We start from the raw sequence: 13,213 nt of genomic DNA, 5'->3' as shown, positions 1-13,213 counted from the left end.
TGTTTATTGTGCTTTGAAATTTTTAAAAGGTTCGTAATAGAACTCTGCCAGTAGCAAATCTTCTTTCCGTGTAATTTTTATATTATAAGGATTACTTTCCACCAGTTTGGTTGTCAAACCTCCTTGAATACCCCAGCTTGAAAGATCGGTAGGTTCTTCTTTTGGATCCAAATATAATAAATGTTTCAGTCTTTGAGCATGGATGGCCTGAGGGGTTTTAATTAGCATAGCATCTTCTCGTTTAATAAGGGTTTCTGCTTTGTCTTCTATATTTTTTAAAACTAATGTTTCATGCAGGGGAAAGGCAAGACTCGACAAGCCGTGCTGAATAGCTGCATTACAAATCATATCCAGTTCATAAGGTTTTACAAAAGGTCTTGCCACATCATGTATGATTAAAATATCACTTTCATCATAAGGAATATTTTTAAAAGCATTCAGAGAGGATTCATGGCGACTTTTTCCACCTGTAACAATCTGGTCTCCTTCGTCCAGAAGTTCTTTCAAGTCCAGTTCTGTTTCTTCGATAAAATCCGGATGAGAAACAATGGTAAGTCTCTTTGCCAGTCCCCATACCTTAAAAAGTAAAACACTTCTTTGTAAAAGAGACTTTCCTTTGATTTTCAAAAATTGCTTGGGGGTTTCGGAGTCTAAGCGGGAGCCTGTTCCCCCGCTTAAGAGAATGGCATAAAACTGGTTCATTTTTTTGAAGAACTTTCTTTGGTAGAAGGTTGAGTGGTGGAATCAGAAGGAGTTTCAGATGTGCCTTCTTTTGCCGGTCTTTTACCATTATCTAATTCTTTAGGTTCCTGTTTTTTCATGCAGCGTACTTTGAACTTGGTATAAGGATAGCTTGCTCTCGAATAACCCGAATCAAAATCAACATACCAGATTTTACCACTATTTGAAAAGGATCGAGAGGATGAAACAAACTGACCGCCTGTTTCCCGAAGTTTATCTACCCGACTATGGAAAGCAGCGCGAAGTTCTGAACGACCCGGTAGAACCTGGTCTTTCCCTTCACAATGTTTTTTGGCTTCAAAGTAATCCAGATTTTCCGTTACTTCTGTACTGAAGCGATAGGGGCCTACTTTCACAAATTCTCCATCCATTTCTGCTTCTTTGAATTTGGTTTTATTGTTTTCCTCTTTGGGGCCGGCAAGGGAGCCTTTTACGCAGATTACCAGTTTTTTGGAACTTCTTGGTGCATAATAACTTCTTCCGTTGGATGAATTTACAAACCAGGTATTGGCTCTTTTATTTAAAACGTACTCAGAAGTCCAGTAATTGCCACTTTTCTTTTGAAGGTTTTCATTTTTTGAAGAATATCCAAATTTTAGCTCTTCACGGTTCGGAAGTCTCATTTCTTTATCCTTGCAAAACTTGGAGGCTCCGGACCAATCCATTTCCTGGGCTTCTGAACTGTCCCAATCCAGATTAGACTTTGGATAGGGTTTATTGGTCTCAGGAGGGGAAGAATTGGAATCATCAGCTGAATTGCCAGTATCAGTTGGTTTGGAGTCCTTGCTGGGGGTTTTATCCTGGGAGTATAAAATGCCTGTAAAGAAGATAAATGCAAATAAAGCAAGACTCAACTTCTTTAGAAGCCTGATTCTACCGTATGTTCGCATTGTTTTCATGCTATTTCCTCGAATTTTAATAATGAAAGATATTAAATTAGCTTAAATACCGGGGAATAGACTCGTCAAATAAAAAAAGAATCTTATTTTAGTATCCACTCAATTTTTCTGGGAAACTTCCACTAGGGGACTGTCTAAAAAGCTATCGCTGAGTACCATCTGAGACTTCGATACTTGTCCTAAAGGCTAAACTCAGTGTCCGATGTTGTATCGAAGCGACTTTTTATACAGCTCCTCAAGGAAACTTCTCTTAGAAAGGGCTGAAAATATTTCCTTGCCATTTTTATCAGCTTGAAACTTTTAATTTATAAGAGCCTGTCTGAAAATGAAGCTACAGGTTTTTGCAGCTTAATAGGTAAGTCTATTTTAAGACACGCTGTAAGCTGAAGTAAAGATTACAGGAGCTTTTCCTCTTAAATAAATATTATGATTCTAAATCTTATTTAATTATTTTCTCATCAAACCTACTAAAGAACTCTATTTTATAAAAAAAATTTTCAGATAGTCCTTACTGCTGTTTCTCTACCTGTGTGCAATACCCTGGCTTCTAATTACAGCTGGAGTTTTACAACAGAAGGAAAGGACACCTATAGCTGGGGAACATTCACTGACCAGTTTGATGGAACAATCAAATTTGAGGGAGTAACCGGTACATTTGGTGGTAATAGTTATACTGCTAAAACCCTGTATTTTGCAAAATGCACTCATGGCCAGACCTATAACTCCTCAGCAAACAATTGTCAGGGAGCGGGAAGTGCGGGTGATAATTAAGAATGCAGAATTAGTAATGATTCTGCTTTCTTTAACAGAGGTGATGATTTTGTAGGGGCAGCCAACGTAAGTGCCCTTTTTTACTTTACAATATTTTGATTTAATCTAAACTAATAAAGATGAAGTCAGTGAAAGGTTATTATTCCAATGGTGAAGTTCAGATACTTGGTAGTTCACCAATATCTAAAGGCACTTCCGTTATCATTACGTTTATTGAAGATAATCCTTTTCCCCAAATGAATGAAGAAGTATTTTGGGATTTGATTGCACATTTAAATTGGAAAGAGAATTTGAGTAATGAAGAGATTGTTGCACCCTTAGTCGCAATGTTGCATCTGATGAGTGAATCCGATATTTATCTATTTCAAGAAATTCTTTCCGAAAAGTTATATCTCTTAGATACAAAATCTCACGCTGAAAATATAGGAGAAGACTCCTATAAAGAAAATGAATTTTTTTCCTCTGACTTATTTCTGTATGCCCGTGCCTGTGTTGTTGCTAATGGAAAAGAATGCTTTGAAGAAGTATTAAAATCACCGGATAAAATGCCAAAAGATGTAGATTTTGAACCACTATTATATGTTGCAAGGGAAGCCTATTTTTTAAAAACGAACCAAACTGATTTTTCAACTCTAACTAAATACTGTTACGAGACCTTTAGCAATAAAGAAGGTTGGAATCTTTCCAGGAGTATATTAGAAATCGCAAAATCATAGAATGAAATTTCATGGCAATTCTAAACAAAGTGCTAAAGAGCATCATCTTTATGAAATCGTCAATTCAGAGACAAACGAACTACTCAAATATGGGATTTCCGGAAAACTATTGAATTCTGATGGTTCCTCACCAAGAGCAAACGAACAGCTAAAGCAATTCAATATAGCCGCCGGTTGGTTAAAGTTTTTCTCTAATATTCTATTATTTGGAATACCCGGAAGGTTAGAAGCAAAGAGAATTGAAAAAGAATATATTCAAAAATACATAGAGAAAAATGGAAAAAGACCGGATGGTAACTTGGTGGATTGAGAAATAGTAATGCAGAATTGAAAATGGTTTTGCGGTCTATATGTTTTCTAATTTGAGGATGGTGTGTTTTGGCCGTCTCCTTTTTCTACGAGATTCAAAACCTTTTGCTTCTTCGGTAAGGGCGTTGAAATGCCCTTACGTTGTGTCTCCGATCCTTAAATAAAAACAAGTGCATAATAAACTTATGCACTTGTTCTTTCCATCTACCACCAGAGCTTCCAGAGGAAGAAGTCCGCATCGGCTCCTTCACTCATACCACCGATGATTAGTTTTCCAAAAGCATCCAGAGTAATCGTTTGTCCTCTATCATTTAATCCGTTACCGGGAAGAGTGTCATGAAATACCCTGTATCCACTTCCATTAAAACCTGTGTCTAGGGCAGTGGCTATAGAGTTAACTTTCCAGGTAACCATATCATCATCGCTTCCATTATTCGAATTACCGGCTACATAAAGGTTTCCTAATGGATCTCGTAAAATCGATAAACCTTCTGCAAGTCCGGTACTCGGTTTACTCGCAACCGTTCCACCACTTAATCCACCAGTAAGAGAATAAATCTTAACTTTCATCCCATTTGTGTCTGTTGCCAGTCCAGTCACAGCCAATTCCCCATTGACTGTAAGAGCTATAGAGTTATACTTTTTCATATTTGCAGCCGCTCCCGTATAACCCCATACTTTAGCAGAACCATTCGGCTCAAATGCGGTTATTGTTGCTAAATTTGTATCCGTATAACCGGTGATATAAATATTGCCTTTAGGCCCGATGAGCATACCTGTTGTTGTGCAATTTACAGTTCCTCCAACATTTTCTGTAATAAAACCATCCAGAACAGAATCAACTGGGAATTGATCGGCACCGAATAAACCACTATTTAGAACTCCATCTTTTCTAAATGAAACTACATAATGAACTTTGTAACCACCCGCATTAACACCTTCCCCGGCTACAATGATATTTCCATGGGCATCCAATTCAATAGCTTTACCCCTGTCTTCACCACCAGCACCGGGAAAATCGAAGGTTACATAACCATTCGGATTACCAAAGTTTGTAGTATCAAGAACGCCCATTTTGTCAAACTTCCATACAGCTAGATCAGTAGCTGGTAGTGAACCATCAGGAGAAACAGAGCCCACTACATAAATATTTCCCTGACCATCGAATACAAAATCATTGAACTCTTCATTCATCGTTGTTCCGTTATGAAATTGCACTATTCCGGAAGTGCCGTATGCAGTAAAATCTGTTCCATCTATATTTGTTTTCCAGATCACACCATCTTTATTGGCTCCTACGGTATATCCGACTGAAAAGACATTGCCATCAGAGTCTACTTTTGTTTTGTTAATAGTGTCAGCTGCTATGTGATGATTTCGAGCACCACCGTTTCCAAACACCGTATCATAACTTCCCGCTGTTGGTTTGCTATTATAAGTAGGCTCATCTGTGTGTAGCACTTTCCAGACAACAATGTTACCACCACTAAAACCGGTAGCCAGATAATTTCCAAAACCATCTGGAACGATCGATGTAACTTGCTCATTAATCGTAGACATACCGGAGAGGTTTTGATGAATCCATTTTCCATCGTTGTGAAACGTTGAATCCAAAGATCCATTGGCATTGAGTCTTACCATAAAGGGTTCATTACTGGTGCCATCATTCGTATATCCACCAATTACAAGTTTTCCATTCTGAATTAGTATACTATTTCCTTCTTCATCCGCAGCTGTAAGTCCTTTAATATTATCATATGTTTGTTCACCAGAAGTTCCAAAAGTTCCATCTAAACCGGTACCGTCGGGAAGAATTTTCCACACAGCAAGGTCCAGGTTAGTTCCGTTGGTATGAAAACCTGTCATAAAAACATTTCCATTCGTATCAACTGCGATTGCATTCCCCCTGCTACTTGAGGTCGCCGGAGAATACTTCCATACTTGAGTTCCATCCGGTTTGAATTTCCATGCTGTTCTCCAACCACTTTCAATACCACTGGCGTAGATATTACCGGATTCATCTAATGCCAGACCGAAAATGTAATCATGATTTCCAACTGTTGATGTAATCGCCAATTTACCGGTTCCATTAAAAGATGTATCTAAAGCACCGGAAGGAAGCAGTTTTATGATAAAGGGATCTCGGTTTCCTGTACCGGCAGCATAAGCACCGGCAATGTAGATACCACCGTCTTTGGCAAGAACTGCAGCATCTACCTGGTGGTATGCAGTATTGATAGTTTGAATACTAATGCCACTGGAACCAAAAGTAGTGTCCAGATTTCCACTTGTATCATATTTCCAAACAATAGCAGCGAAACTGGAAGCTGAATTTCTACCGTGTCCGACAACAAAAACTTTCCCTTCTTTGTTGACCAGGACTTTTGAACCCTGATCAATATTATCATTACCACCACCGGCATCTTCACCTCGAGTTCTGTGCCATAGATAGTTTCCGTTTGCATCAAACTTCCAGATTGCCATGTCACTTCCTGTTCCAGTGGCTTTTCCAGTTACATAGATACTTCCATCCAGACCACGGGCAATGCCATATCCACTATCACCTCCTGTATCATTTCTTGTCACAAACCCATCATCTGCATCGGTTCCTGTATTTCCATCTGCGCCACCTCCAAAATCAGGAGGCATATAACGCCATTCAGTGTTAATATTAGGACCTGTATATGTAGCCGCCATGGGGTAAGCTGATCCGGTAGAAGCATAAGCTCCGGTGGTAACTCGAAGCTGGTAGGTTGAATTATAAGCAAGATAGGTCGCCGATTTTACTGTAAACGTAATATTATCTGAAGTAGTAGGCGCAGCTGCCATTTGGACACAGGTGGAAAAACTGTCATTTGAGAGTTGCACTGTCCCCGAGCAACTTGTATTGGCTGTATTGGTCGTGATACTTGCCGGGTCCATCGCCATATTGAAGGTGATGCTAAACTCTGAGTTTACATAATTCCAGGCAAGAGTGCCATTTGGTGAAACAGAACTTACAGCCGGAGGCGTAGCTCCGGTGAAAGAAGCATTATAGGAAACATTATGAGGGGGGGATAAGGCATTGACTCCTGCTGCTGTTACAGTATAAGTAATTCCTGATTGCACCGAAGTAGTCAGTGTTACAACATTTGTCGCAAGATTCGCACTGACAACTGTAAGACCCGCACCACCTGTAATACTATAGTTAAGCGCAGTCTGTGCTGTTACTGTATCCATAGCTTCCGAAAACGTAAGAACTGCTGCTGTTGTACCTGTTGAATTGGCAGAAACTATCACAGGCATTGCATTATCCGCTTCCGTAACTGTTGCGGTAAAAATTTGTGGTAAAACTTCTGATGTAGTTCCAGTAAGTCCCGGGGTGGCTGTTGTTGTCAGGTCGGGTTTAGCTCCTGTATCCGCAGAACCACTCTGGGTAAATTTGAGATAAATGACATTATCATTCACTGTATCAGCTTCAGGTGCTGCACTTCCGTGGGCTAAAACTACACCGGAATAACCCGCAACCAGCCAATCGGTTTGAGCAGAACCTGCGCTATTTGCAATATAACCCGGAAAACTGGAATCAGTGACTGAATGGGTAAACTGGATTTTGTAATGGTCAATTTGACCATCTCCATTGAAATCCATAGTTTGCACCAGGGATATATTCATATCATCGTTGATTATGGTTCCGGTTCCCACTCCTGTAGCGATAGTAGCTGTAGCCGAAGCATTGGATAAAGTACCTGTCAGGGTTTCGTTTGTTTCGGCTGTTGTATCATTGGAAATAGGAACGATAATCGATTGAGATATGGTTCCCGGACTAAAAGTCAAAGTTCCCAATGTTGTAGTATAGTCACCGGTAGAAACCGCCGTACCATCTGCCGTGGCATAGTCTACAGTAACCGTCTGACCGCTTACAGCGGAAAGGGTAACAGTGAATGTCAGATTAGCACCTGATTCTGAAATGGAAGGACTATCAATGGAAAGGGTTGGAAGAGGGTCGTCATTAGTAATAGTACCTGTTCCGGTTCCGGAGGCAATAGTGGATAGGCCTGTAGGGTTGGAAAGAACTACCGTAAAGGTTTCATCCACTTCGTTTCTTGTGTCTCCGTTAACCGTTACTGAAATAGTTTGAGATGTTACACCGGCAGCGAAAGTGAGAGTTCCGGAGGTAGCCACATAGTCACTATCTGTGGTTGTCGCTGTCCCATCTGCTGTTGCATAGTCCACACTTACCGGGCTTGCAAAGGAAGAAGACAGAGTCACAGTAAATGTAAGAGTCTGGGTTCCTGAATTTGTTTCTGTAAGGCTCGGACTATCTATGGAATAGGTTCCGGGGATTTCGTCATCGGCTATACTTACAGATGTGCTGCTAAGGAGCATGGTATTGTAAGCCGTATCACCGCTGCTTGTGGAATAGCCCACAGCATCAGAATGTGCACCTTCATAGTTCACATCGTTTACAGCTGTAACTGTAATCGTCTGCGGACTGTTCCAGTTAGCAGAAGTAAAAGTCAAAGGAGTAGGGCTTGCTGTAATCTGGCTACCGTAAGAAAGGGTAAGCACCACATTGGATAAGGGCTGTGATGTAAGAACCACATCAATAGTATCTGTAGCTCCACCTTCTGCTACAGTCGTATTCCCTCCGCTCTGTGTAATACTAACACCCACCGTATCATCATCGATTATAGTTCCTACTCCCTGCGCATCTGAGATAGTTGCTGAGTTTCCTACAGGATTCGAGAGATTTACTACAAATGTTTCGTCTAACTCATCTACAAAATCTGCAGTAGTATTCAGTGAGAATGTTGTGCTAAGGTTACCCGCTGTTATGGTGGCTACTCCCGAAGCCGGGCTATAGTCAGAATTTGCAGTTGTTGCGGTTCCATCCGCTGTGATAAAGTCCACTGTCACATCGCTCGCAGTTAGTACAGACTGAGTCACAGTAAAAGTAATAATATTTCCTTCTGTAACCGTCACGTCATTGATACTCAAAGTGGGTGTCGGTTCATTGTCTGTCAGAGTCAGTGTGGCAGAACCTGTTCCGACTGTAGCATTGACCGGGTTACTTATCATTACGTCGAGAATTTCATTTCCCCCTTCATATACGGCATCATCGATACTTGCGAGACTTATGGTTTTCGATGTTTCCCCCGGAGCAAAGCTCAGAGTTCCGCTGATAGCCGTATAGTCTGAACCGGGGGTAGCTGTTCCCGGGGAACTACCGTAATCTACTGTAATTGTTTTTTCGCTGGCAGCAGAAAGAGAAATAGTTAGTGAAAATGTTGATCCTTCTACTGCTGTTGCTGCACCGGCAATCGAAACCGTCGGAGGATTGTCATCATCGGTGATGGTTGTAGTTCCGGAAGAGTTACTCAATGTAGCATTGGTAGGAGAAGATAAATTTAACGTAAAAGTTTCATCAAACTCATCTATCGTATCATCTAAAACTGTCATAACTACAGTTCCGGAACCGGTATTGGGTGCAATGGTCAAGATACCTGAAGTGGAACTATAGTCCGCACCGGCAATGGCTGTTCCATTGGCACTTGAGTAGCCCACGCGAACAGTATTACTGAGTGCGGTAGATAGAGTCACAGTAAATGTAGAGGTACCTGCATTTTCAGCTATGGTCGGGCTGTCGATACTCAAAGTCGGTGTGGTAACAACCGCAAGGTTGAAAGCGGCTGTTGTCGAACCTGCAAGATTAGAAGCAGTTACCGTATAGGCTGTGTTTGCAGAAAGAACAGTCGGTACCCCGCTTATGACTCCTGTGGTGGAATTAATGCTGAGTCCGGCAGGTAAAGTCGGGCTTATAGAATACGAACTGGCTGTCCCCGAAAGGGTCGGGACTAAACTGGTTATAGCCACATTTTGTGCAAAGTTGTAGGGCCCCCCGTAGGCAAGAGCTGAGGGAGCGGCATCGCTTACTGTAATGTTGATAGCGGTACTTACATTTCCGTAAGTATTACTTGCCGTAATGATGTAGTTTGCTGTAGATGAAGCGACGAGAGGTGTTCCCCCAATTTCCCCTGTAATTGTATTCAGGCTTAAACCGGAGGGTAGAGCCGGATTTATAGAGTAAGAACTCACAGAACCAGTAATTGTTGGCACGAGCGTTGTAATAGTTTCTCCCTTAGTGTATATAGCCGTTGCAACTGTGTAAGAAAAGGAAGAGGGGGCAGTTCCTGTGACCGAGATTAAGATAGCAGTAGTTGTAGAACCGGAACTGTTTGCAGCCGTCACTGTATATAGAGTGGAAGTTGAGGTAGTATTCGGAGCTCCGCTGATTTCCCCGGTTTTTGTATTAATACTTAAACCGGAAGGTAAAGCCGGACTGATAGTAAAAGAACTCACCGTTCCGCTTAGCGAAGGTTTCAGGACGGGAATTTCCACGTCTTTAGTGAAGCTGTAAGAAGCCAGTTCATAACTTAAGGCTGAAGGTGGAGCATTGTTGACCGTAATATTTAAGATAAATGTGGTAGATCCGGAAGCATTACTGGCTGTCACCGTATAATCTGTGGCAGCGACCGTGGCTTTGGGAGTTCCGCTGAGCTCACCCGTTACCTGATTTATCTGAAGCCCGGAAGGTAGACTCGGATTTACCGTATACGATGTGGCCGTTCCCGTTACAGAAGGCTTTACTGTGTTGATAGGTTCATTCAGGGTGTAGACATAGGGTGCTTTTGCATAGAAAAGTCCTTTCGGCGCTGCATCTATCACGCTTAATTGAAAGTTAAACGTGGTGGAACCTTTCGCATTAGAAGCTGTTACCGTGTGACTTGTGTTGCTGTAGACAGACTCAGGAGTTCCGGAAATAATTCCGTTGGATTGATTGATGGCAAGCCCCGCGGGAAGGGAAGGACTGATAGAATACGATGTAGCCGTTCCATTTACAGAAGGAATTTGTTCCTGAATTTTTACTCCCTTTGTGAAAATATACGAGGCAAGAGGATAAGATAGGGCCGAAGGAGGGGTATCTTCTATGGTGATAGATAGAGCAAAACTTACAGAACCTTTGGTGTTACTTGCTGTAACGGTATAATCCGTAGCCGATTGAACTGTAGAGGGAGTTCCCGAAATTTCTCCTGTACTCGGATTCATCACAAGTCCTGTGGGTAGAGAAGGACTGATAGAAAAACCCGTAACTGTTCCACTTACCACGGGCTTTTGGGGACTGATTGTAACTCCTTTCGTAAAACGGAATGGAGAAGCTTCGTAGTTGAGTCCTCTCGGGGGAGTATCTTCAATCGTGATATATAAATCAAAAGTCGTCGAGCCGCTTATATTACTCGCAGTCACGGTATATTTAGTAGGAGTCAGTTGGAGCATCGAAGCGGTTCCGTAAAGCCTACCGGTATCGGGATCCAGCTGTAAAAGAGAAGGAAGATTCGGGCTTACAGAATAAGAAGATACAGTTCCATTGACAGCAGGGAAAACTGAATTGATTTCGGTATCTTTCGTGAGAACAAAGGGTGAACCGTTGTAGCTGAGAGAAGCCGGTGGAGCATCATTTACCGCAATAGAAAGCACATAGCTTAGAGAGCCCCCGCTATTCTTGGCTGTCACTGTATAATTTGTTGCAGCACTGACTGTATCGGGTATTCCGCTTATCGTACCGCTTTTAGAACTTATCACCAGGCCGGAAGGTAAATCCGGACTTATGGAGTAGGTCATGCCGGAACCATTAATAAGCACCGTATTGGGCTTGATGAGTGCTCCCTGAGTGTAGGTCACGGAAGTCTCGGAATAGCTCATGAAGGTCGGAGCACTTTCATTTACTGTAATCTGGATATCCGTGCTAATCGAACCTGCTGCATTGGTGGCGGTTACTGTATATTTTGTTAGTGCTGATTCGGCTGTGGGTATTCCCTTGATGCTACCGGTTAAGGTGTTAAAGATAAGTCCTTCCGGTAGAGTCGGGCTTATGCTGTAAGTGATGCGTTCTCCTGTAACCGAGGCATAATTGGGTAATATGTTTCCGTTTTTAGTATAGACTGCATCCATGTATTTGTAGCTTAAACCGTAGGGAGCATTGAGTATTACATATTTTTTAATCACTGGATTGGATTCTTCGAGGCTTCCATTACAGGCGATGACTCCGAGTCGAAATGAAACATTCATCGTAACATCGGAGCTATACAGGGTTCCATTTTTTCCTTCACAATCAGGAATACTTCCATCGAGTGTATAGTACAGCTTTGCTCCCTCTGCATGGGAAAGAGAAACCGTGTGGCTATTGTTGTATTCCCCTGCATCAGAGCTGAAGACCGGCTCGGAGAGAAGCTTTTTTAAAACCTTGAATTCTCCGGCTACGAGTCTGGAAGAAACACTATTCTTACAGGCCACAGCCTTGATGTTGTAGGTTCCTACCTGGTTTAAAGAAATTGGAGTCGAATAAACGGTTCCTGAGGTACAGGTGGGTGCTTCTCCGTTTAGTGTATAACGTATTTCCTGGGAGGATTCAACGGCTGTCAGTTCAATGGACTGGGCACCTGAATAACTTCCCGGCGCCGGTTTAAAAGAAGGCTCGCTCTTATCATAAAAACTAATAGAGTTTTTGATCTTATCTACGCTCAGACCCAGGGATGTAGCTCCACCTTCGTAAGCATATTGTTTAATAGCTTTGGCGAGAAGGTTATTTAAAGGATTCTCTCCCATGTTCTTCTCATTTTCTCCGCTACCTATGGAAATAGCTTCCCCATCTTCTTTGGTACTTTTGAACTCACCTGTAGCCATAGATTCAGCTAGGGAATCCATGATTTTCTCAATAGCTTCGGGGTTTAAATCGGTTGTACTGCCGGAATCAGTAGCCAGTTGTTCCAATCCTCCTAATATAAGGAGAAGCTTTTGTGTTTGTTCGTTGTTTAGGTCTGTAGTATCAATATTATAACGGGAAATATCTGGAACATCGGAGCTTATAGAAATCTTTCCATCAGAAGAAGAATTTTGCCTGATAGCAAAATTGGGTGCGGGAGTTCCGGAGGGAAGTCCGGTACTTATTGTGCTGGAATTATTGAATAGATTAAAACGAAGGGTCACTTCTCCATTTGCCTGTTTAGCAGCTGAGTTCAGGTCAGAGTTGGATTTTGTAAGTGTCTGAATTCTTCTTGCAGCAATGTGGGTAAGGGGACTAACATTGGCATTGGGAAGGGAAGTGTTTATGTTCTTTGCACTTGTTAAATCTGAGGCATCGGGTTGGACCTTTTCAGGTTCCCGAACAACGGATTCTATATAGGCATTAGTTCCTATCCAGGCTATATCTCGTTTTGCTTTAACACTGTAGATAGTAGAACTTGAATCATTTGAGGGACTAACTACAATACAAATCGGTTTATTTTGACGACTGAAATTGAGAGTATATTTTCCATCGGAATCGGTAGTTGTTTCATCAAGGGTTTTGGCATCGGAAGACTTACTACAGGTTCCATCATCGGAAATGACAAGGGCCTTAACTTTTGCATTTTTGACAGGACCTGTCATGAGAGCTTTCCCGCTAATTTGAACCGGATCACCGGCAGTGATGCCCAATAAACTAAGAAACATAGTTCTTAAATCTTTTTTACCGGAAGAACATGACGTTAGGGTCATTGAACTTATTAACAGAAATAAAATGTGTTTAATTAGCATATCAACTCCTTGCTAAAACATACTGATGAATACATTAAATGTATCATAATTAAAAATTCCTGTCGTCCTATCTTATAGGATAGGACTGGAATAAGAAAAAAATCTTATAAATCACAACAAACAACTACAGGTAATTTTTCAGTATCTGCTTTTTTGTTGGGA

The 13,213-nt window shown here is 41.6% G+C and carries 6 protein-coding genes; 3 read left to right on the top strand and 3 right to left on the bottom strand.

The annotated features are described in order from the left end of the window. Positions 1 to 3 precede the first annotated feature (3 nt). Together H7A25_12755 and H7A25_12750 are read right to left on the bottom strand one after the other, a co-directional pair. Positions 4 to 702, bottom strand: coding sequence for a 2-C-methyl-D-erythritol 4-phosphate cytidylyltransferase (locus H7A25_12755; GenBank protein MCP5500769.1), 699 nt, complete (start codon positions 700 to 702; stop codon positions 4 to 6). Then, the gene (locus H7A25_12750; protein MCP5500768.1) at positions 699 to 1,640 is read right to left on the bottom strand and encodes a DUF1566 domain-containing protein; all 942 of its coding nucleotides are present in this window, start codon (positions 1,638 to 1,640) and stop codon (positions 699 to 701) included. The genes H7A25_12755 and H7A25_12750 overlap by 4 nt, the downstream gene beginning before the upstream one ends. 528 nt (positions 1,641 to 2,168) lie before the next feature. Here H7A25_12750 and H7A25_12745 point away from each other — a divergent pair. The 3 genes from H7A25_12745 (at position 2,169) to H7A25_12735 (ending at position 3,437) form a co-directional block, all read left to right on the top strand. Next, positions 2,169 to 2,411: a hypothetical protein gene (locus tag H7A25_12745; GenBank protein ID MCP5500767.1), complete on the top strand. Its 243-nt coding sequence runs from the start codon at positions 2,169 to 2,171 to the stop codon at positions 2,409 to 2,411. 119 nt (positions 2,412 to 2,530) lie between these two features. Further along, on the top strand, positions 2,531 to 3,127 hold the full coding sequence (locus H7A25_12740) for a DUF4240 domain-containing protein (protein ID MCP5500766.1): 597 nt from the start codon (positions 2,531 to 2,533) through the stop codon (positions 3,125 to 3,127). Position 3,128: 1 nt separating this feature from the next. After that, positions 3,129 to 3,437: a hypothetical protein gene (locus H7A25_12735; GenBank protein MCP5500765.1), complete on the top strand. Its 309-nt coding sequence runs from the start codon at positions 3,129 to 3,131 to the stop codon at positions 3,435 to 3,437. 203 nt (positions 3,438 to 3,640) lie between these two features. Here the strand turns inward: H7A25_12735 and H7A25_12730 are convergent, their stop codons facing one another. Further along, positions 3,641 to 13,051 (bottom strand): putative Ig domain-containing protein, encoded by a 9,411-nt coding sequence (locus H7A25_12730; protein MCP5500764.1) that lies wholly within the window; start codon positions 13,049 to 13,051, stop codon positions 3,641 to 3,643. Positions 13,052 to 13,213 lie beyond the last annotated feature (162 nt).

Source organism: Leptospiraceae bacterium, from assembly GCA_024233835.1.
GTDB lineage: Bacteria > Spirochaetota > Leptospiria > Leptospirales > Leptospiraceae > JACKPC01.
The sequence above is the reverse complement of the archived record's forward strand: the minus strand, read 5'-3'. Positions and strand labels throughout refer to the sequence as shown.